At 65.5% G+C, this 21027-nt stretch carries 15 protein-coding genes; 13 read left to right on the top strand and 2 right to left on the bottom strand.

Annotation, left to right across the window (positions count from 1 at the left end; translation table 11 throughout):
* Window positions 1-134: 134 nt before the first annotated feature.
* Window positions 135-2570 (bottom strand): penicillin-binding protein 1A, encoded by a 2436-nt coding sequence (locus QRM60_RS04955; RefSeq protein ID WP_161962784.1) that lies wholly within the window; start codon window positions 2568-2570, stop codon window positions 135-137.
* A gap of 215 nt (window positions 2571-2785) precedes the next feature.
* On the opposite strand from QRM60_RS04955, the gene QRM60_RS04950 reads away from it, so the two are divergent.
* From QRM60_RS04950 to tkt, 13 genes are all read left to right on the top strand, one after another.
* Window positions 2786-3844 carry a pilus assembly protein PilM gene (locus QRM60_RS04950; protein WP_016944654.1) on the top strand — a complete coding sequence of 353 codons (1059 nt, stop codon included), beginning with the start codon at window positions 2786-2788 and terminating at the stop codon, window positions 3842-3844.
* Complete coding sequence (locus QRM60_RS04945) at window positions 3844-4614, top strand: PilN domain-containing protein (protein WP_115556673.1); 771 nt, start codon at window positions 3844-3846, stop codon at window positions 4612-4614. Before QRM60_RS04950 ends, QRM60_RS04945 begins: the two co-directional genes overlap by 1 nt.
* Entirely contained in the window at window positions 4611-5276 is a 666-nt protein-coding gene (locus QRM60_RS04940) for a type 4a pilus biogenesis protein PilO (protein WP_011038333.1), read from the top strand. The genes QRM60_RS04945 and QRM60_RS04940 overlap by 4 nt, the downstream gene beginning before the upstream one ends.
* On the top strand, window positions 5273-5806 hold the full coding sequence (locus QRM60_RS04935; RefSeq protein ID WP_011038332.1) for a pilus assembly protein PilP: 534 nt from the start codon (window positions 5273-5275) through the stop codon (window positions 5804-5806). Before QRM60_RS04940 ends, QRM60_RS04935 begins: the two co-directional genes overlap by 4 nt.
* Before the next feature lie 19 nt (window positions 5807-5825).
* Window positions 5826-7730 carry a type IV pilus secretin PilQ family protein gene (locus QRM60_RS04930; protein WP_115571808.1) on the top strand — a complete coding sequence of 635 codons (1905 nt, stop codon included), beginning with the start codon at window positions 5826-5828 and terminating at the stop codon, window positions 7728-7730.
* 274 nt (window positions 7731-8004) lie between these two features.
* Window positions 8005-9024: a MoxR family ATPase gene (locus tag QRM60_RS04925; RefSeq protein WP_115575788.1), complete on the top strand. Its 1020-nt coding sequence runs from the start codon at window positions 8005-8007 to the stop codon at window positions 9022-9024.
* Between the two features lie 20 nt (window positions 9025-9044).
* Window positions 9045-10016, top strand: a complete 972-nt coding sequence (locus QRM60_RS04920; protein ID WP_285445739.1) for a DUF58 domain-containing protein — start codon at window positions 9045-9047, stop codon at window positions 10014-10016.
* A complete protein-coding gene (locus QRM60_RS04915; protein WP_285445738.1) occupies window positions 10013-10468 on the top strand; it encodes a DUF4381 domain-containing protein in 456 nt (151 codons plus the stop codon). Before QRM60_RS04920 ends, QRM60_RS04915 begins: the two co-directional genes overlap by 4 nt.
* Entirely contained in the window at window positions 10465-11472 is a 1008-nt protein-coding gene (locus QRM60_RS04910; protein ID WP_011038327.1) for a VWA domain-containing protein, read from the top strand. The genes QRM60_RS04915 and QRM60_RS04910 overlap by 4 nt, the downstream gene beginning before the upstream one ends.
* Complete coding sequence (locus tag QRM60_RS04905; protein WP_285445737.1) at window positions 11463-13307, top strand: VWA domain-containing protein; 1845 nt, start codon at window positions 11463-11465, stop codon at window positions 13305-13307. Before QRM60_RS04910 ends, QRM60_RS04905 begins: the two co-directional genes overlap by 10 nt.
* A complete protein-coding gene (locus QRM60_RS04900; RefSeq protein WP_285445736.1) occupies window positions 13304-15043 on the top strand; it encodes a BatD family protein in 1740 nt (579 codons plus the stop codon). Before QRM60_RS04905 ends, QRM60_RS04900 begins: the two co-directional genes overlap by 4 nt.
* A 568-nt stretch (window positions 15044-15611) precedes the next feature.
* A complete protein-coding gene (locus tag QRM60_RS04895) occupies window positions 15612-16892 on the top strand; it encodes a dicarboxylate/amino acid:cation symporter (RefSeq protein WP_192883978.1) in 1281 nt (426 codons plus the stop codon).
* A gap of 255 nt (window positions 16893-17147) precedes the next feature.
* The gene (gene tkt / locus QRM60_RS04890; RefSeq protein WP_285445735.1) at window positions 17148-19148 is read left to right on the top strand and encodes a transketolase; all 2001 of its coding nucleotides are present in this window, start codon (window positions 17148-17150) and stop codon (window positions 19146-19148) included.
* Between the two features lie 311 nt (window positions 19149-19459).
* Here the strand turns inward: tkt and QRM60_RS04885 are convergent, their stop codons facing one another.
* Window positions 19460-20455 (bottom strand): alpha/beta hydrolase, encoded by a 996-nt coding sequence (locus QRM60_RS04885; RefSeq protein ID WP_115557477.1) that lies wholly within the window; start codon window positions 20453-20455, stop codon window positions 19460-19462.
* Window positions 20456-21027 lie beyond the last annotated feature (572 nt).

Below are 21027 nucleotides of genomic sequence, written 5' to 3'. Positions count from 1 at the left end.
AGATGCGGCATGGCGGAGGAGGCCATCGCAACCGATCAGCAACGCCCAGCATCACGCCGCATCAATCGCTTGCCCAAAAAAAACAGCGGAGCCACCTGGGCTCCGCTGCTGGCATCACACCGCCTGGAACAGCTTTAGAAGATGTCGAACGCTTTTTCGTCCTGCTGTTCCTGCAGACCGTAATCGTAATCCTGCAGACGGTCGAGGTCTTCGTTCTTGACCCACTCCACCGCGCCATTGATGGTCGCCTGTGTCATGCCATCGGGCGGGTCGTTGGCCGCGATCGGCTTGTCCTTCAAGGCCACGCGCATGTAGTCGATCCAGATCGGCAGCGCGGCCTTGCCGCCGTATTCGCGATACCCCAGCGAGCGGAAGTCGTCGCGACCAACCCACACCGTGGTGGCGTACGGGCCGCCAAAGCCGGAGAACCAGGCGTCGCGGTGATCGTTGGTGGAGCCGGTCTTGCCACCCACATCTTCGCGTCCCAGCACCTTGGCCGCGGTGCCGGTGCCGCGCTGGACCACGTCGCGCATCATCGAGACCAGCTGATACGCAGTGCGCTCGTCGATGGCGCGGGGCGCGATCTTGGTTTCGGCGGTGGCTGCGGGGGTAGTTTCCGCAGGCGTGGCAGGCGTGGCAGGCGTCGCGGCGGCTGGCTCGATCGACTTGGGCAGCGCGGGCGCGCCGAAGTTGAAGCCGTCCACCACCTGGCTGACCGGGGCGGCGGTGCCGCCCTGTGTAGCGCAGGTGCGGCAGGCCACGGCTGGCACTTCCTTGAAGACCACATTGCCGTCGCGGTCCTTCACCTCGTCCACGATCCAGGTGTCCACACGTGAGCCGCCATTGGCGAACACCGCGTAACCGCGTGCCACCGACAGCGGCGTCAGCGATGCGGTGCCCAGCGACATCGACAGGTTGGGCGGCAGCTCGGCCTCCTGAAAGCCGAACTGGCTGATGTACTTGCGCGCGAAATCGACGCTGATCGCATCCAGCAAACGCACCGACACCAGATTGCGCGACTGCACCAGCGCCTCACGCAGGCGCATCGGCCCACGGAAGCCGCCGCCATCGTTCTGCGGCGACCAGGTCTTGCCGCGGCGGTCGCGGAACACCACCGGTGCATCCAGCACAATCGAGGCCGGGTTGAAGCCCTTCTCGAAGGCCGCCGCATACACGAACGGCTTGAAGCTCGAGCCCGGCTGGCGCCGTGCCTGGGTGGCGCGGTTGAACTTGTTGCCGGCAAAGCTGAAGCCGCCGACCAGGGCGCGCAGCGCGCCACTGTTGGCGTCCAGCGACACCAACGCGGCCTGGCCGCGCGGCAGCTGATCGATGATCCACTCGCCGTCCTTTTCGCCGGCACGAATCCGGGTCAGGTCGCCGCGGGTCAACAGCTTGGCCGGGGTCTTGTTGGTCCAGCGGCTGGCGCTGACCGGCAAGGTCAGCTCGGTCTTGTCGCTCTGCACGACGGTCACACCGCCGTCGGCGTTGGTGCGCGCCACGATCACGGCACGCAGGCCGCCTTGGGTGAACACGCCCGACAGATGCTTGGCCAGGGCTGGCGCATCCGCATCGGCGGCGACATCGAAATGCTGCTCCACGCCGTGCCAGCCATGGCGGTGGTCGTACAGGCGCAGGCCTTCGGCAACTGCCGCATCGGCGCCGATCTGCAAGGTGGAATCGATGGTGGTGGTGACGTGGTAGCCCCTGTTGAGCACGTCGCCGCCGTACTTGGCGATCATTTCCTGGCGCACCAACTCGGCCACGTATGGGGCATAGACCTCCACCGGCGGCTCGTGCGGCTTGGCGTGCATCGGCACCGCCTTGGCCGCGTCGGCCTCGGCCTGGGTGACGAAGCCCAGGTCGGCCATGCGCTGCAGCACGTAGTAGTCGCGGCGTTCGCGCGCGCGCTCCGGGTTGCTGATCGGGTTGCCGCTGGACGGGAACTTGGGGATGCCGGCCAGCGATGCCATCTCGTCCAGGCTCAGGTCGGCCATCTTCTTGCCGTAGTAGTACTCGGCTGCAGCACCCACGCCGTACGCGCGGTTACCGAAGAAGCTCTTGTTCAAATACAGCTCGAAGATCTCGTCCTTGGTCAGCTCGCCCTCGATCTTGCGCGCCAGCAGGATCTCGGCCAGCTTGCGGGTGTAGCTGTATTCGGAATTGAGGAAGAACTGCCGAGCCACCTGCTGGGTGATGGTCGAGCCACCCGGCACGCGCTTGGCGTCGGTACTGGCCAGCAGCCACACCGCGCGGGCGATGCCCTTGTAGTCCACGCCGCCATGCTCGTAGAAGCGCGCATCCTCGGTGGCCAGGAACGCCTGCTTGAGCCGCTCCGGAACCTCCTTCATCTGGATGGGGTAGCGGCGCGTCTCGCCATAGACGGCCATCAGCCGGCCATCGCTCGAGTACACGTACATCGGCTCCTGCAGTTCGACCTGCTTGAGCGATTGCACGTCCGGCAACTTGGAGGAAATGGCGTAGTACAAGCCGCCGGCGGCAATAGCACCAAGCACGGCAAGCACGACGAGCGTGGCCAGGATCCAGCCCAGCCAACGGCGAATACGGGGCATGTAAGAGAGATTCCGATTGCAGATTTCTTGGTCACAGAGTATAGATGACGCCGGGTTTGGCTGGGGCCGAACTCTGGGGATCGCAGAAGACACCACTGGGGTCACGTCATGGGGCTATTGCTTCGTGCGTGAAGGGGTTGTCAACTGTTAAAATTTGATTATTAATGCGAGGACGCAACACATGCGTCCAAGTGCCCGTCGGCAGGGGAGTTTCCGTGGGGCTTTTACCCAAGAGTCAGTCGCCACTTATTGGTGTCGACATCAGTTCCACTGCGGTCAAGCTATTGCAGCTGTCGCGCAGCGGAAATCGTTTTCGCGTGGAACATTACGCTGTGGAACCGTTGCCGCCGAATGCGGTGGTGGAAAAGAACATCGTCGAAGTCGAAGCGGTGGGCGAAGCCATTCGCCGTGCCATCAACCGTTCCGGCAGCAAGGCCAAGAACGCGGCAGCGGCCGTGGCTGGCTCGGCGGTGATCACCAAGCTGATCCCCATGCCGGCGGATCTGGACGATAGCGATCTGGAAGCCCAGGTCGAGCTGGAAGCCACCAACTACATCCCGTACCCGATCGAGGAAGTGAATCTCGATTTCGAGGTGCTCGGCCCGATGCCCAACAGCCCGGACATGGTCCAGGTGCTGCTGGCGGCGTCGCGTTCGGAAAACGTCGAGCTGCGCCAATCGGCGCTGGAGCTCGGCGGCCTGGTCGCCAAGGTGATGGACGTGGAGGCATTCGCGGTCGAGAACGCCTTTGCCCTGGTTGCCAGCGAATTGCCGGTCGCCGCCGATGCGGTGGTGGCGCTGGTGGACATCGGCGCGACCATGACCACGCTGAGCGTGCTGCGCTCCGGGCGCAGCCTCTACAGCCGCGAGCAGGTGTTCGGTGGCAAGCAGCTCACCGACGAAGTCATGCGCCGCTACGGCCTGACCTATGAAGAAGCTGGCCTGGCCAAGCGTCAGGGCGGCCTGCCGGAGAGCTACGAGGTCGAAGTGCTGGAGCCGTTCAAGGAAGCGACGGTGCAGCAGATCAGCCGCCTGTTGCAGTTCTTCTATGCGGGCAGCGAGTTCAATCGCGTCGATTGCATCGTGCTGGCAGGCGGCTGCGCCGCGTTGTCGCGTCTGCCCGAGATGGTGGAAGAACAGCTGGGCGTGACCACCGTGGTCGCCAACCCGCTGGCACAGATGACGCTGGGCCCGAAGGTTCAGGCCCATGCGCTGGCGCTGGATGCGCCTGCATTGATGATCGCCACCGGCCTGGCCCTGAGGAGCTTTGACTGATGGCAAGAATCAATCTATTGCCCTGGCGCGCCGAGCGCCGGAAGGCGCGCGAGCGTGAGTTCTATTCGATGCTCGGCTTCGCCGCGCTCGCTGGCGTGGTGTTGTCGGCGTTGATCTGGTTCTACTACGACGGGCAGATCAGCGGGCAGACCGAGCGCAACGCGTTCCTGACCACCGAGATCGACAAGGTCAAGGCGCAGAACGAAGAGATCAAGGAACTCGACAAGAAGAAGGACCGCCTGCTGGCGCGCAAGAAGGTCATCGAGGAACTGCAGGCCAATCGCTCGCAGATGGTGCACCTGTTCGATTCGCTGGTGCGCACCATTCCCGATGGCGTGGCGCTGACCAACATCAAGCAGGATGGCGACATCCTCACGCTGGAAGGTCGCTCGCAGTCCAACGCGCGCGTCAGTGCCTACATGCGCAACCTGGAAGGCTCGGGTTGGATGACCAATCCGGACCTGTCGATCATCGAGGCCAAGAGCCAGGACAAGGCCGCCGGCCAGCCTGTGGCTTCGTCGATGGACACCAAGACCTTGCCGTACGTGTTCACGCTGAAGGTCAAGCTGGCCAACCCGAACGAGGCCGACAAGAACGGTACCGCGCCGGTTGACGGCCAGGCACCGGGGGCAACCCCGGCGGCCACGCCGGCCGGCGCAGCGCCTGCGCCAGCAGCGACACCGGCGACAACGCCTGCGCCGGCCGCACCTGCACCCGCACAAGCGGCACCGGCGCAAGCCACCCGGCCGCAGGAGGGGGCGGCGTCATGAGTAAGAAATCATTCAAGCTCAGCGATCTGGACTTCAACAACATCGGCGGCTGGCCGCAGCAGGCGCGCATCGTGTTCTGCGTGGTCGTCGGCCTGTTCATCATGGTGCTGGCCTGGTTTCTGTTGATCAGCAGCAAGCGCGATGAACTCGAAGGCCTGGAAGGCACCGAAACGCAGTTGCGCACCGAGTTCGAGACCCAGCAGGGCCGTGCGGTGAATCTGGAGCCGCTCAAGCAGCAGCTCGCGCAGATGGAGCAGGTGCTGCAGCAGATGCTGCGCCAGCTGCCCAGCAAGACCGAAATGCCGGACCTGATCATCGACATCTCGCAGACCGCGCTGTCCAGCGGCCTGTCCAACGAGCTGTTCCAGCCGGGTCCGGAATCGCCGAAGGAGTTCTACGCCGAGAAGCCGATCGCCCTGCGCATGGTGGGCAGCTACCACCAGTTCGGCGCCTTCGTCAGCGGTGTGGCCTCGCTGCCGCGCGTGGTGATCCTGACCATGCACGACATCAACCTCAAGCCCAAGGACGCCAAGGCCGGCATCACCCCACGGGGGGCGCTGGAGCTGTCCGGCACGGTCAAGACCTATCGTTATCTGGACGATGAGGAAATGGCCGAGCAGGAAAAGGCTGCGGCCGACGCGGCGAAGAAGGGCGGCCAATGACCATGAAATTGCTCAAGATCCTGTCCTGCGTGGCGCTAATTGCAGTGCTGCCGGCGTGCACCCGCGGTGTGACCAGCACTCCGGGCGATGCGCCGAATCTGGAAGCCTGGGTGGCCGAAGTGCGTGCGCGTCCTGCGCCGCCGCTGGAGCCGTTGCCGGTGATGCAGCAGTTCGAAACGTTCGAATACGCGGCGCAAGTGATGCGCGACCCGTTCAGCGATGCCTGGGTCAGCGCGGAAGGCGGCAATGGCACGCGACCGGATCCGAACCGGCGCAAGGAGCCGTTGGAAGCCTTCCCGCTCGACGCCCTCGACATGGTGGGGACCATTGGAGGTGGCTCGGGCCTGATCGCATTGGTCATGGCGCCTGACAAGGTGACCTACCGGGTGCGGCCGGGTGTGTATCTGGGACAGAGCGATGGCCGGGTGACCGGGGTCTACGAAGACCGCATCGAGCTGATTGAACTTGTACCGGACGGTGCGGGTGGATGGCTGGAACGGCCTGCCGCGCTCGCATTGGATGATCAATAAAGTGATAGGGGATAGCACGATGACTTTTTCCAACGCCCAGCGCCTGCGTCCGGTCCGGCGCCAGGCAATGCTCCGGGCCTGCGCGCTGGGGTTCGCGCTGGCGCTGGCGAGCGGCAGTTCGTTTGCCGCCGCCGCGCTGGCCCAGCCTGCGCAGGATCCGGCCAAGACCGCTCCGGCCAGCCTGGCGGTGTCCAAGATCGACTTCAAACGCGGCGATGACGGTGCAGGCCGCCTGATCCTGCAGTTCGACGGCCAGGGCGCCAGCCCCGACCTGCGCACCCAAGGCGACAACGTGCTGGTCGACATCAGCAACGCCCGCCTGCCTGCCGAACTGCAGCGCCCGCTCAACGTCACCGACTTCGCCACCCCGGTGCAGCGCGTCGAGGTCAAGCCATCCGGTGGCGGCTCGCAGCTGGTGCTGTCGACCAAGGGTGCATTCGACTCGCTGGCTTACCAGACCGGCAACGAATACGTGGTGGAAATCACCCCGCGCAAGGGCCAGCCGGCCGTTGGCGGCGTGAGCGCTAGCGCGGTGACGCAGGCTGCCGCGCAGATCGCCGCGCGCGGCTACAGCGGCCGCCCGGTGACCTTCAACTTCCAGGACGTGCCGGTGCGCACCGTGCTGCAGCTGATCGCCGAGGAATCCAACCTCAACATCGTGGCTTCCGATACGGTCCAGGGCAATGTCACGCTGCGCCTGATGAACGTGCCGTGGGACCAGGCACTGGACATCGTGCTGCGCGCCAAAGGCCTGGACAAGCGCCGCGATGGCGGCGTGGTCTGGGTTGCCCCGCAGCCGGAGCTGGCCAAGTTCGAACAGGACAAGGAAGACGCCCGCATCGCGATTGAGAACCGCGAAGACCTGATCACCGATTATGTGCAGATCAATTACCACAATGCCGCGGTGATCTTTAAAGCGCTGACCGAGGCCAAGGGCATTGGCGGCGGCGGCGGCGGCGGCCAGGGTGGTCAGGGTGGTGCCGGGCAGCAGGATAATGGCTTCCTCTCGCCGCGCGGTCGCCTGGTAGCCGACGAGCGCACCAATACCTTGATGATCAGCGATATCCCGAAGAAGGTCGCGCAGATGCGCGAGCTGATTTCGCATATCGATCGTCCGGTGGATCAGGTGCTGATCGAAAGCCGGATCGTGATTGCGACCGATACGTTCGCGCGGGATTTGGGGGCGCGTTTTGGTATCGCAGGCCGTCGTCAGTATGGTGACAATACCAGCGTTATCAGTGGTAGTACTTCGAACAATGTGTCCATCATCAACGACGGTATTCACAATGTTCCCAATGGATTGAACTTTAATCTTCCCGCAGGCGGATTGTTCACAACTAATACGCCAGGTGCCATCGCATACACCCTACTGGGGCGTAACTTTGCTTTGGATATGGAACTGTCCGCAATGCAGGAGGAAGGGCGAGGAGAGGTCGTCTCCAATCCGCGCATCGTCACTGCAAATCAACGTGAAGGTGTGATCAAGCAGGGCCGTGAGATCGGCTATGTAACCATTACTGCTGCAAGCGGCGGCGGTCAATCGCAGGCGAATGTGCAGTTCAAGGAAGTGTTGTTGGAACTCAAGGTCACCCCGACCATCACCAATGACAATCGTGTGTTCTTGAATATGAACGTCAAGAAGGACGAGGTTGCGCGTTTCATCGTGCTCGATGGCTATGGCACGGTGCCAGAAATTAATCGACGTGAAGTCAATACCGCGGTGCTGGTTGGCGACGGTGAAACAGTTGTCATCGGTGGCGTATACGAATTCAATGATCGTGAAAGCATCGCAAAGGTACCGTTCCTCGGCGATATCCCGTTCCTCGGCAACCTGTTCAAGAAGCGCGGTCGCAGTAAAGAAAAAGCGGAGCTGCTGGTTTTTGTGACGCCCAAGGTGCTGCGCGTTGCTAACGCCGGTCAATAATTGGTACTGCATGACTGCCAAGAAAGAGGCCGCGCAAGCGGCCTCTTTCTTTTAATGCTGGTTAAAAGATAGATGCGGGGCTTGGCTGTGAAATGAGTGGCGATTGCTCTACTCGGCTGAGACTCCTGCCGTTTCCTGAGAACGCTGGATGCATCGGCGAGTCATGTCGGCCGGTCTGCCGATGAGTTGCTCAGAATCACGATTCATATCGCCTACTGAACATCTTCCGCCTGCACAGTGAACCAATCGCGTTCGAATCGGTCACACTGGGTCTATGAACGCTCCGCCGCTCCTTCCGCCAGAAGCCGCCGCCGCGCCCGCCGAGGACCGGCTGCATGGTCAATTCACCGCGCTGCGCGAGTCGCTGGCGCAACGCATCGTGGGGCAGTCCGCGTTGGTCGAGCGGCTGCTGATCGCCTTGCTGGCCGACGGCCACCTGTTGGTGGAGGGCGCGCCCGGTCTGGCCAAGACCACCGCCATCCGCGCACTGGCCTCACGGCTGGAAACCGATTTTGCGCGCGTCCAGTTCACGCCGGACCTGCTGCCGGCCGATCTGACCGGCACCGAGATCTGGCGGCCGCAGGAAGGGCGCTTCGAGTTCATGCCCGGGCCGATCTTCCATCCAATTTTGCTCGCCGATGAAATCAACCGTGCGCCGGCCAAGGTGCAGTCGGCGCTGCTGGAGGCGATGGGCGAGCGGCAGGTCACGGTGGGCCGGCATACCTATGCCTTGCCGCAGCTGTTCCTGGTGATGGCCACGCAGAATCCGATCGAGCAGGAGGGCACGTTCCCGCTGCCGGAGGCGCAGTTGGACCGCTTTCTGATGCATGTGCGGATCGGGTATCCGCAGGCCGATGCGGAGGCCGAGATCCTGCGGCTGGCGCGTGAAACCGCACGCGATACCCTGGAAAAGCATGCGGCGGTGCCGGACAAGATTCCGCTGGAGGATGTGTTCGCCGCACGCCGCGTGGTGCTGGATGTGCATCTTGCGCCGCAGCTCGAGCGCTACCTGATCGAGATCGTGCTGGCGTCGCGCGATGCGCAGCGTTACGACCCTGCGCTGGCGCGGCGTATCGCCTGGGGCGCAAGCCCGCGTGGATCGATCGCGCTGGAACGCTGCGCGCGCGCGCGCGCGTGGTTGGCCGGCCGCGATTACGTGACCCCGGACGATATCCGCGCCATCGCGCCGGACGTGCTGCGCCATCGCGTGCTGCCCAGCTACGAAGCCACAGCCGAAGGCTGGGATGGCGAACGTCTGGTCGCCGCGCTGTTGGAAAAGATTCCGCTGCCCTGATCGGGTAGCGTCGCTGCGGTATGCCGCCCTTTCGCCCGAAGCCGATCGCCTCGATGCCGTCCTCGCCGTCTGCTGCTGCCCCGTTGTCCGTCGCTGGCGATGGCGTGCGTCCGCAGCTGGCCGAGTTGATTGCGTTGCGCGGTGCCGCTCGCCAGCGGCATCAACCGGGCCGTGGCCGGCATGGCCTCGTGGGTCCGGTGCCGGCGGCAACACGCGGGCGTGGCATGGAATACGCCGAGTCGCGCGATTACGTGGCCGGCGATGATGCGCGGCATATCGACTGGCGCGTCACCGCACGCACCGGACGCGCGCACACCAAGTTGTTTCAGGCCGAACGCGAGCGGTTGAGCCTGATCGTGGCCGATACGGCGCCTGCGCTCTTCTTCGGCACCCGGGTGCGCTACAAGTCGGTGCAGGCGGCACGCGCCGGTGCCGTGGCGGCCTGGCTGGCGCAGCGGCAGGGCGACCGGATTGCCGCGTTGCGTGGCACCGCGAGCGAAGCGCCGATTGCGCCGCGCGCTGGGCAGCGCGGGGTGTTGCCGGTGCTGGATGCCTTGGCGCGGTGGTATGCGCAGCCGCCGGCTGATGATGCCGGGTTGCAGGTCGGGCTCGACCATGCGGCACGTCTGTTGCGCCCGGGCGCACGCCTGACCGTGCTCGCCGATGCACGTAGTGCCGCCGCGGTGCCCGAGTCGCGCTGGTCGGGGCTCGCCCTGCATCACGAGGTGGTGGTGATCGTGCTGGTGGATCCACTGGAGCTGGCACCGCCCGCGCGTGCGCTCACTTTCGACGCGGGCGGGCAACGGATCACCGTGGACCTCACCACGCAGGCCGGGCGCGCGCAGTGGAATGCCGAATTCGTCGCGCCGCTGGAACGGTTGTCGACGCTGCTGCAGGCCCGTGGGGTGCGCCTGCACCGTCTGTCCACGGCCGATGCCAGCGATGCCTGGCTGGGCGGCGGCATCTCTTCGGTGCGGGAGTCATCGCGATGACGCCCGACACCCTTGCGCTGCGCGATGTGCACCTGCCGCCGTCACCGTCGTGGTGGCCGCTGGCCTTGGGCTGGTGGCTGGTGATCGCGGCAATCGTTTTGGTGCTGGGCACGCTGGCGTGGTGGTGGTGGCGTCGCCGTCGGCGTGCCCAACGCTGGGCGGCGACCTTCGACGCTGCGCTGCAGGCGGCCAGCACGCCGGCGCAGCGGCTGGCGGCGCTGTCGGCGTTGCTGCGGCGTGCCGCGCGCACGGTCGACCCGCAGGCCGATCGGCTGCAGGGCGAGGCCTGGCTGCAATTGCTGGATGGCCGCAAGGGCCATGCGTTTTCGCAGGGCCCCGGCCGTGTGTTGCTGGACGGTGGGTTTCAACGTGACCCGGCAGTGAGCGATCTTGCGGCGGTGGAGCAGCTGGCACGCCAACGCTTCCTTCGCCTGATGCAGGGGCGGCGATGAACTGGCTGCAGTGGTCGCAATGGCAGGATGCGCTGGCGCACTGCGCGTGGCCGTGGGCGTGGTGGTTGATGCCGCTGCCGTTGCTGATGTGGTTCTGGCCGCAGCGGCGCACGCAGGCATCCGCATTGCGCGTGCCGTATGCCCAGCAACTGCGTGCGATGGTAAGTGCGCCACGCATTCCATCGCTGCGTGCACCGCGCTGGCTGGCGTGGCTGGGATGGTTTTTGCTGTGTGCCGCGCTGGCGCGTCCGCAACAACTGGGCGAGGTGATCCAGCCGCCGCGGGAGGCACGCCAGATGATGCTGGCGGTGGACCTGTCCGGCAGCATGAGCGAACCGGACATGGTGCTGGGCGGCAACGTGGTGGACCGCCTGACTGCGGCCAAGGCGGTGCTCTCGGACTTTCTGGACCGGCGCGAAGGCGACCGGGTGGGCCTGTTGGTATTCGGGCAGCGTGCCTATGCGTTGACGCCGCTGACCGCCGACCTCACCAGCGTGCGCGATCAGCTGGCTGACAGCGTGGTGGGCCTGGCCGGGCGCGAAACCGCGATCGGCGATGCCATTGCCTTGTCGGTCAAGCGTCTGCGCGAGCAGCGCCAGGGCCAGCGTGTCGTAGTGCTGCTCACTGACGGCGTCAACACCGCTGGTGTCCTCAACCCGCTGAAGGCGGCCGAGCTTGCCAAGGCCGAGGGCGTGCGCGTGCACACCATCGCCTTCGGTGGCAGCGGGAGCTATTCGTTGTTCGGTGTGCCGATTCCAGCCGGTGGTGGCGACGACATCGACGAAGACGGCCTGCGCAAGATTGCCGAGCAGACCGGTGGGCGCTTCTTCCGTGCCCGCGATACCGAGGAGCTGGCCGGCATCTACGCCGAGCTGGATCGCCTGGAGCCGGTGAAGGCCGCCGGGCCATCGGTGCAGCCGAAGGTCGAGCGTTATTACTGGCCGTTGGGAGCGGCACTGCTGATTGGGTTGCTGGCCTACGCATTGCCGCGGAGATGGCGATGAACACGCTGAGTACTGCGTTGCACACGCTGCATCTGCTGCGTCCGCAACTGCTGTGGGCGCTGGTGTTGATCGTGCCAGCGGCAGTGCTGTGGTTCCTGCGCCAGCGCGACGCGGACGTGTGGCGGCAAAGTGTCGATGCGCATCTATTGCCACAGCTGCTGGTGACCGGCGGCCGCCGTGGGTGGTTCGGTTTTGTGCTTGCGGTTGTGGCCTACAGCGTGGCGGTCGTTGCGATGAGTGGGCCCAGTTGGCGGCAAACCGAGCGGCCGGTGTATCAATCCAACCGGCCGTTGGTGGTGGCGTTGGATCTGTCCTCCAGCATCAACGCCAACGATTTGCCGCCCTCGCGGTTGCTGCAGGCACGCGCCAAGCTGGCCACGCTGTTGCGCGAACGTGCCGGTGGCGATATGGCGTTGCTGGCGTACGCGGGCGAGAGTTTCACCGTGGCGCCGCTGACCGAAGATGCGGCCAACGTGGCCTTGTTTCTGGATGCGTTGTCGCCGTCGGTGATGCCGGTGGATGGCAAGCGTGCCGATCGCGCCATCGAAGCGGCGGTGCAGCTGCTGTCGCAAGCTGGCTTCAAGCAGGGCGACATCCTGGTGATGAGCGACAGTGCCGATGAGTCGGCCGAAAGCGCGGCGCGGGTCGCGCGCTCGCGCGGCTTTAATGTCTCCACCTTGGGGGTGGGCAGCGCGCGTGGCGCGGCCTACCGCGCCGCGTCGGGTGAGATCGCGCAGGCGCGGCTGGACGAAGCGAGCTTGCGCGATCTCGCCGGCCAGGGCGGTGGTCGTTATGCACCGCTTGCCGCTGACGATGCCGACCTGCGTGCGCTGGGCGTGCTGGACCCGGCACAACAACCCGCGGCCGACGAGGCCGCCGCCGCCGCGAACGGCAGCAAGACCTGGCTCGATGAGGGCTACTGGTTGCTGTTCCCGGTGATGGCGCTGGCGTTGTTGGCGTTCCGCCGGCGCGCCGCGGTGATGGTGCTGGCGTTGTTGTGTTTCGGGCCCTTTGTCCAACCGGCGCAGGCGGCGGAAGGGACGTTGTGGCAGCGCGCCGACCAGGTGCAGCAGCAACGCCTGGACGCCGGCGTGCAGGCCTACCGCAAGGGCGATTTCGCCGCCGCGCAGAAGGCCTTCGAGGCCGTGCCCACCGACCAGGGCTGGTACAACCTTGGCAATGCGCTGGCCCGTCAGGGGCGTTACGACGATGCGATTGCCGCCTATGACCGTGCGCTGCGGCAACAACCCCAGCTGCAGGACGCCATCGCCAACCGCGCCGCGGTGGACGCGGCGCGCAAGCGTCAGCAGCAGAACAAGGACGGCAAGGGCAAGCCGCCGCAGGACCAGAACAAGGGCGACAAACAGCAGGATCAGAACACGGACGGGCAGGGCAAGCCGGAACAAACTGCCGGCAAGGACGGCAAGGACGGGAAGGATGGGAAGGATGGGAAAGATGGCAAGGGCGGCCGGGACGGCAAGCCGTCTTCGCAGCCGCCCAAGGACGGCCAGACGCCGGGCCAGCCGTCGCCAGCGGGGCAGGGCAAGCAAAAACAGCCCGACAGCCCGCCGCAGACGCCGGATGCCCAGGCCCAGCAGCAGGCCGATGCAGCGCAACGCCGCAAGATGGAACAGGCCATGGCGCAGGCTGGTGCCAAGGGCGCGCCCACCAAGGAGCAGCAGGCCGCCGCCGCGGCCGCGGCAGAAACGCCGGAGCAGCGCGAGCAACGGCAGGCGGTGGATGCATGGATCCGGCGCGTGCCGGACGATCCGGGCAGCCTGTTGCGCGCCAAATTCAGGCTGGAACACGAACGCAGGCAACGGGACGGACAATGACGGGCAACGGGCACTGGCGCCGTGTGGCGATATGGCTGCTGAGCAGCAGCGTGGCGATCCTGGCGTTGCCCGCCGGCGCGGTGACGCGCGCCTGGCTGGACCGTGACAGCATCGATGCGGGCGATGCGGTGACCTTGAACATCGAGACCGACCAGCGCGGCGCCGAACCCGATTACGGCCCGTTGCGCGGTGGGTTCGGGCTGGGGGCCAAGAACGCCAACCAGCAGATGCAGGTGACCAATGGTTCGGTGACCATCCGGGCGTTGTTCAGGGTGGTGATCACACCACGCCAGACTGGCGAGATCATCGTGCCGGCGATCCGGGTCGGCAACGAGCGCACCGAGCCGCTTCGGCTGCAGGTGGTGGCTACGGCTGTCGATGCCGGTGCTCCGGGGCCCGCTGGCGCAAGCGCGGCGCGCGGCAACGAAGAAGCGTTCGTCGAAACCCAGTTGGACGACCCGCAGCCCTACGTGCAGCAGAGCGTGGGCGTGGTGGTGCGGCTGTACTACGCCACCCAGCTGGCCTCCGGCGAATTGGATCTGCAAGCCCCCGATGGCGCGTCGCTGCAGCGCGTTGGCGATGACGTGAGTTCGGCCAAGGCGGTGAACGGGCGGCAGTACAACGTGGTGGAACGGCGCTACCTGCTGGTTCCCGAGCGCAGCGGCCGCCTGGTGGTGCCGCCGGCCCGCTTCAACGGGCGCGCGGTGGGTGGGTTCTTCGACGATTATTTCGGGCGCGGCAATGGCGAATTGAACGCCCGCAGCGCCAGCATTCCGCTGCAGGTGCGCGCGCAGCCGGCCAATGCACCGCAGCCGTGGTTGCCGTTGCGCAGCCTGACGCTGCGCTACACCTCCACGCCGCAGCGGGCCACCGCCGGCGAGGCAGCGCAGATCGTGGTGGAAGCCAGCGCACGCGGCGCCACCCAGGCGCAGTTTCCGGAGCTGCCCACGCCCAGCGTGCCGGACGCGCAAGTGTTTGCCGAACCGGCGCAGTACGAGGAGCGGTTTGTCGATGGCTCGCCACAGCTGCGGCTGACGCGGCGCTATTCGATCGTGCCCAATCGTGCAGGCCCACTGTTGATTCCTGGCCTGCAGGTGGCGTGGTGGGATGTGGGCGCGGCAGCGGCGAAGACCGCATCGCTGCCGGACCTCACGCTGGATGTGGCGGCAGGCAGCGGTGCATTCGCAGCGCCCGCAGCGGCGCCTTCGCCTGCCAGCCAGCCAGCTGGCGAGGCCGTGGCACCTGCGCCGGCGGCCAGCACGCTGCGCCTGCAGGGCGCCCCTGCGGCCTCGCGTCCGTGGGGCTGGATCGCGGCGGCGGCGGGTTTCGCGGTGCTGTGGATTGCCACCCTGGTCTGGGCGCTGCGTCAGCGTCGCGTTGGAGCGCGCACGGTGGCCGCCGGTGCTGGTGCTGCTGCGCCGGCGCCCGGCAGGCGCGCCACCCATAGCGTGGCCGACCTGCGCCGTGCGCTCGATACCGGTGGCATGGACGATGTGGCCACGGTACTGTGCGGCATGGCCGGCGTTGCCGACATCGACAGTGTGCTGGCAGCCTTGAGCGACCCGGCTCAGCGCGCGGCGGTGGCACAGATGCAACGCGCCCGTTGGGGTGGCGATGGCGATGTGACTGCTGCGCGCGCTGCCTTGCGCGAGGCGTTCGCCAATGGCCCGCGCTGGCATCACGCCACGGCAGCAGAGCCGGAGGTGCTGGCACCGCTCTATCCGCCGGCGCGTTGATTGCTTGCGCTGCCGCGACAGCGACACGACAGACGAGCCACGGCAAGGTTAAGTCGGGTGCGCAGGACCTGGCCGCTGCCAGCGCTACTGCGTGGTCTTGCGTGATGACTGATTGCGTTTCGGCTGCGTACGGCATAGGTGTGCGGGATGAAGAGCGCGCAGAGCGTTATGGCTGCGGGGCTGCTGCAGGGCCCTTGCCCGCCCACCATCGCGGGACACGCCGCAAGTACGTCCCTGTAGCTCTTTGGCGGCATCCATGCCGCCAAAGGTCCCGCGACGGTGGGCGGGCAAGGGCCTGGCACGCTGGTCGGTGCGTCGTTTCAACACCGCAAATAGGTTGGGGTAGTGCGCGCCCGCGCTGATGCAGGTGCTGCTTGCGCCTTTGGGTGGCTGCGCCTTGACGTCGTGCAAGATGAGCGCCGTTTGCTGCCGTTCCAACGTCTGCAGCACATGGTGTCGAGAGGCGGGCCTACCCTAAGGATGGGCGCATGGCGCGCCTTGGGTAGGTGGCCGCGCCGATGGTGTTTGTTAAGCTCCGGCCTTTGTGTCCAGACCAAGGCCTGTCCCGATGACCGCATCCCCAGCCGCGCGCCGCCCAGGCCTGCCCCTGCATTGGAAGATGGGCATTGGCTTCGCCATCGGCCTGGTGCTGGGTCTGGCCGTGTACTACTTGGCTGGGAGCGACGCCGAGTGGGTGCGGCTGGTGACCAAGTACGTCACCACGCCGTTCTCGCAGATCTTCCTCAATCTGATCTTCATGCTGATCGTACCGCTGCTGTTTTCGGCGCTGGTGGTCGGCATTGCGGAAATGGGCGATATCCGCGCGTTGGGCCGGGTGGGCTGGCGCACGCTGGGCTACACGGTGGTGTTGTCGGGCATTGCGGTGTTGCTGGGCTTGGTTTTGGTCAATGTGCTCAAGCCCGGTGCAGGCGTGGACCCGCAACTGGCCAACCAGTTGATCCAGGAAAATGCCGACCGCACCCGCGAGATCATCTCCAGCTCCGGCACTCAGCCGCAGGGCATGGACATGCTGCTTTCCATTGTGCCGAACAACGTGATTGCGGCGGCCTCGAGCAATGGCGCGATCCTGTCGCTGATGTTCTTCGCGGTGATGTTCGGCGTGGGCATGGTGCTCACCGCCGATGAAAAAGTGGCCACGCTCAAGCGTGGCATCGAAGGCATCTTCGAGATCTCGATGACCCTGATCGGGCTGGTGATCCGCCTGGCGCCGTACGCGGTGGCCTGTTTCATGTTCAATCTGGCTGCGTTGTTCGGCTTCGATCTGCTGATTCGCCTGGGCGCCTACGTCGGCGTCGTGGTGCTGGCGCTGGGCCTGCACATGGTGGTCAGCTACGGGCTGGCGGTGAAGTTCGCCGGGCGTTCGCCGATCGGCTTCTTCCGGCAGACGCAGGAGGCCACGCTGATGGCGTTCTCCACCGCTTCCAGCAACGCGACCCTGCCGACTGCCTTGCGCGTGGCCGACGAGATGGGCTTGCCACCGCGGGTCTCGCGCTTCGTGCTCACCGTGGGCGCCACCGCCAACCAGAACGGCACCGCGCTGTTCGAAGGCGTGACGGTGATCTTCCTGGCGCAGTTCTTCAATGTGGACCTGAGCATCGGCCAGCAATTCATGGTGATGATCGTCTGCATTCTGGGCGGCATCGGCACCGCCGGCGTGCCCTCCGGCTCGCTGCCGGTGGTGGCGCTGATCTGCGCGATGGTCGGGGTCAACCCGGTCGGCATCGGCATGATCCTGGGCGTCAATCACTTCCTGGACATGTGCCGCACCGCGCTGAATGTCACCGGCGATCTGGCGTTGACGACGCTGGTGGCTAAGGGTGAGAAATAGGTTGGGGATTTGGGATTCGGGATTTGGGATTCGTTGAAGCGGGCTGTTGCGCGTGTTGCGATACGTGGCAGGCATGAGCGCCGTAATGTGCTCCGCCTCAGGTCGCATCTGGACACACGGACGAGGCCGAACCGGCCAAGCGCCGGCTTCACCAATCCCGAATCCCCACTCCCGAATCCCGCCCCCTAACACGCTCTGTGGGAGAATACGGGTCTCCGCTTCCAGCGGTGTTCCCCTCCGCTTCCATAGACGCCCATGACCCAGCCCACCCGCCGCCAGCTGGCCAACGCCATCCGTTTCCTCGCCGCCGATGCGGTCGAAGCCGCAAAGTCCGGCCACCCCGGCATGCCCATGGGCATGGCCGATATCGCCGAAGTGCTGTGGAACGATTTCTTCCGGCACAACCCGAACAATCCGCAGTGGTTCAACCGCGACCGTTTCGTGCTGTCCAACGGACACGGGTCGATGCTGCAGTACGCGCTGCTGCACCTGTCCGGCTACGACCTGCCGATCGAGCAGCTCAAGCAGTTCCGTCAGTTGCACAGCAAGACCGCCGGCCACCCTGAGCGCAGCGAAACGCCTGGGGTGGAAACCACCACCGGGCCGCTGGGGCAGGGCTTTGCCAATGCAGTCGGGTTCGCGCTGGCCGAGAAGTTGCTGGCACAGCGCTATAACCGGCCCGAACTGGAAATCGTCGACCACCGCACCTGGGTGTTCATGGGCGACGGTTGCATGATGGAGGGCATCTCGCACGAGGCCGCCTCGCTGGCCGGTACCTGGGGCCTGGGCAAGCTGGTCGCGTTCTGGGACAACAACCAGATCTCGATCGACGGCAACACTGCCGGCTGGTTCAGCGACAACACCCCGGCACGCTTCGAAGCCTATGGCTGGCATGTGATCCGTGATGTGGACGGGCACGACGCCGACAAGATCAAGGCGGCCATCGAGGCGGCGCTGGAAAACAGCGACAAGCCCACGCTGATCTGCTGCCGCACCAAGATCGGCTTCGGTGCGCCCACCAAGTCCGGCAAGGAATCCTCGCACGGCGCACCGCTGGGCAAGGAAGAACTGGAAGGCGCACGCAAGGCGCTGGAGTGGCCGTACGGCCCGTTCGAAATTCCCGAAGAGATCTACGCCGGCTGGCGCGCAGGCGGCACCGGCACGCTGCGTCAGGCCGAGTGGGAGCAGTTGTTCGACAAGTACGGCAAGCAATACGCGGCCGAAGCTGCCGAACTGACCCGTCGCTCGCACGCCGAGTTGCCGGCCGACTTCATCGCCCAGGCCGATGCCTACATCGCCAAGGCGCAGGAAGACGGCCAGACCATCGCCTCGCGCAAGGCATCGCAGCTGGCGATCGAAGCGTTCGCCCCGCTGCTGCCGGAACTGGTCGGCGGCTCGGCCGACCTGGCGCATTCCAACCTCACCTTGTGGAAGGCCAGCAAGTCGGTCGCCACCGACGACCCGAACGCCAACTACGTGTATTACGGCGTGCGCGAATTCGGCATGACCGCCATTGCCAACGGCCTGGCGCTGCATGGCGGCTTCATCCCGTTCGACGCCACCTTCCTGGTGTTCAGCGACTACGCGCGTAACGGCGTGCGCATGAGCGCGTTGAATCCGGCGCATGCCATCCATGTGTACACGCACGACTCGATCGGCCTGGGCGAAGACGGCCCGACCCATCAGCCGGTGGAGCACCTGGCCTCGCTGCGCTACATCCCCAACAACGATGTGTGGCGCCCGGGCGATGCGGTGGAGTCGGCGGTGAGCTGGAAGGCCGCGATCACTCGCAAGGACGGCCCGAGCTGCCTGGTGTTCAGTCGCCAGAATCTGCAGCACCAGCCGCGCAGCGCCGAGCAGATCAAACTGATCGAACGCGGCGGTTACGTGTTGGCCGATGCCGAAGGCGGCACGCCCGACGTGATCCTGATCGGCACCGGCTCGGAAGTGGGCTTGGCGGTGGAAGCGAAGAAGACGCTGGATGCGGCCGGGCTGAAGACACGCGTGGTGTCGATGCCGTCCACCGACGTGTTCGATCGCCAGGATGCCGCGTACCGCGAGCAGGTGCTGCCCAATGCCGTGCGCAAGCGCGTGGCGGTGGAAGCGGGCGTGACCGGCTTCTGGCGCAAGTACGTGGGCCTGGACGGTGCGGTGATCGGGATCGACACGTTCGGCGCGTCGGCACCCGCCGACCAGCTGTATGCGTACTTCAAGATCACCGCCGAGCACGTGGTCGAGGCCGCCAAGGCGCTGTAATGCGTTGTAGTGTTGATTGAAAAAAAGCCGGCGAAAGCCGGCTTTTTTCTTGGAAGGTCTGCGCGATGGGTGATGCTGCGGGCAGGCAGCATGCACCGCCACGTGCAGTTCAAGACGTGGCGGCGTGGTGAATCACTGGCGGTGCATGTCGGCGACGCAGAGGTCGATCTGGCGCACACAGGCGGCGGCCCAGATCCATGCATCACTGCGTGGAGGTCACTAGCTGCACAGCGGTGCAAACGCGTAAAAACAAGTGCACCCGATAAAGCCGGGCGCAGAGGTGCAAGCGTCTTGGCCCGGCATTGACGGGATCAGCGCGCGTCGTTCGCCACTGCCTGCGCACGGACCCGGGTGGTCAACACCTGCAACTGCGTGTCCATCATGGTCGGGTTGGGGTCGTGGCCAGTGCGCGGCAGGATCAGGAACTCCTTGGTCGGCGCTGACAGCATTTCGAAATACGCTTTGCTGACCGTCAGCGGCGTGACCAGATCCTGGTCGCCTTGCAGCAGGTAGACCGGCATTGCGAAGGCCGGCCCGAGTGCGCGCAGGTTGATCTGCGGCCCCATGCCATTACCCGCCAGCCCGACAAATTGCAGGAAGGAATAGTCCTCGCCGGCCTCGTAGGCCGCGCGATACTCGGGCGTGTCGTACTCGGCAGAAAATCTGAACCAGTCGATCGGCGCCGGCTCGGTCCGCAACGCTTCGTACTTGCGGCTCACGCGCCGCAGAATCCCGAAATTGCGCGGGTTGGTCCACGGCGGCGGGCCGATCTGTTCGAGCTTGCCGAGCGCATCATGATCGTTGGCTGCCTGCACCATCTGCATGGTCGCGGCATAGCCGGCCGCCACGTCGTCCTGGTAGTTGACCAGCTGCGCGGTGCCGACATACGCATGGAACAGCTCAGAGTTGGCCTTGGCCATGTGGACGGCCAAGGCCGAGCCCCACGAGCCACCCATAAGGATGACCTTGCGCTTGCCGAGCTGTTGCATCGCATGGCGCGCCACCTCAACACCGTCTTGCGTCAGCCGTTGCATGGTCAGCGCTTCGCCCTCGGCAGGCTTGTTGGCGGCGTAGGTCTTGCCCGAGCCGCGCTGATCCCATTGCACGATGGTGAAGTCGCGCGTCCAACTGCCGAATAGGTGCTGCGCGAATGGGGTATTGGGGTTGCCCGGCCCGCCATGGACGATCAACACCACCGGATTGCGGCAGTCGGCGCCCTCGACCGTCACCCATTGCTGGATCCCGCCGATCTGTACAAGGCCTGCCTCATGGACCGGCGCACCGGGCACCCGGCAGGTGTCGGCCAGTGCGGATTGTTTTGGTGCTGCCACGCCTACCACAGGCGCGCACAGCGCCAGTAATGCAAACACCTTCCAAGAGTTGTTCATATGCTCCCTGGTGCGCAGGCGCCCGGCATGCGCTGGGCGACGGTCCGTTGTTCCGCTGGTGCGCGGCATCCGCGTCGAGTGTTGCGCATGGGCGAACTCGGCCGCAATGGCTGTGAGTACTGATCTGCCTGGGCGGACAAGCGCGTCGCAAGCACGCGTGCGCCATGCGGGCTTTGTTTGCTCGATAGCCGCAGGATCACGTAACGCCGCCATGCGGATCTGCAGAGCGGATCCAGTGAAGACACTGCGCCATGAGATCGTGGACTCGACCGCCGTGGCGGGTCGCTGGCACCGGCACCGTGCCGGACTGACGCGCTCCAGCATGGTACGAACCAGCCTCAGGTAGCGCTCGCTTCACTAGCTGGGATGCCAAAACAGGTCTGATTTGCTATTTAAAATGTGAATCATTCCCATTAAAATAGCGCACTGCCGGTGGTATGGCACTCGTTCCTCCCCCCTTTTGTTGCCGGCGCTGCGATCGCGTGCGGCCC

Origin of the sequence: Xanthomonas sp. fls2-241-TYG-148, from assembly GCF_030208815.1 — a bacterium.
GTDB lineage: Bacteria > Pseudomonadota > Gammaproteobacteria > Xanthomonadales > Xanthomonadaceae > Xanthomonas > Xanthomonas campestris.
This window is presented reverse-complemented; position numbering and strand designations above follow the sequence as displayed.

Bases quoted from the DNA above. Each gene is read 5' to 3' on its own strand.
- QRM60_RS04920 (WP_285445739.1), top strand. From the start codon at position 9,045: ATGCCGCCCTTTCGCCCGAAGCCGATCGCCTCGATGCCGTCCTCGCCG.
- QRM60_RS04900 (WP_285445736.1), top strand. From the start codon at position 13,304: ATGACGGGCAACGGGCACTGGCGCCGTGTGGCGATATGGCTGCTGAGC.
- QRM60_RS04940 (WP_011038333.1), top strand. From the start codon at position 4,611: ATGAGTAAGAAATCATTCAAGCTCAGCGATCTGGACTTCAACAACATC.
- QRM60_RS04910 (WP_011038327.1), top strand. From the start codon at position 10,465: ATGAACTGGCTGCAGTGGTCGCAATGGCAGGATGCGCTGGCGCACTGC.
- QRM60_RS04895 (WP_192883978.1), top strand. From the start codon at position 15,612: ATGACCGCATCCCCAGCCGCGCGCCGCCCAGGCCTGCCCCTGCATTGG.
- QRM60_RS04915 (WP_285445738.1), top strand. From the start codon at position 10,013: ATGACGCCCGACACCCTTGCGCTGCGCGATGTGCACCTGCCGCCGTCA.
- QRM60_RS04930 (WP_115571808.1), top strand. From the start codon at position 5,826: ATGACTTTTTCCAACGCCCAGCGCCTGCGTCCGGTCCGGCGCCAGGCA.
- QRM60_RS04925 (WP_115575788.1), top strand. From the start codon at position 8,005: ATGAACGCTCCGCCGCTCCTTCCGCCAGAAGCCGCCGCCGCGCCCGCC.
- QRM60_RS04955 (WP_161962784.1), bottom strand. From the start codon at position 2,570: ATGCCCCGTATTCGCCGTTGGCTGGGCTGGATCCTGGCCACGCTCGTC.
- QRM60_RS04935 (WP_011038332.1), top strand. From the start codon at position 5,273: ATGACCATGAAATTGCTCAAGATCCTGTCCTGCGTGGCGCTAATTGCA.
- QRM60_RS04905 (WP_285445737.1), top strand. From the start codon at position 11,463: ATGGCGATGAACACGCTGAGTACTGCGTTGCACACGCTGCATCTGCTG.
- tkt (WP_285445735.1), top strand. From the start codon at position 17,148: ATGACCCAGCCCACCCGCCGCCAGCTGGCCAACGCCATCCGTTTCCTC.
- QRM60_RS04945 (WP_115556673.1), top strand. From the start codon at position 3,844: ATGGCAAGAATCAATCTATTGCCCTGGCGCGCCGAGCGCCGGAAGGCG.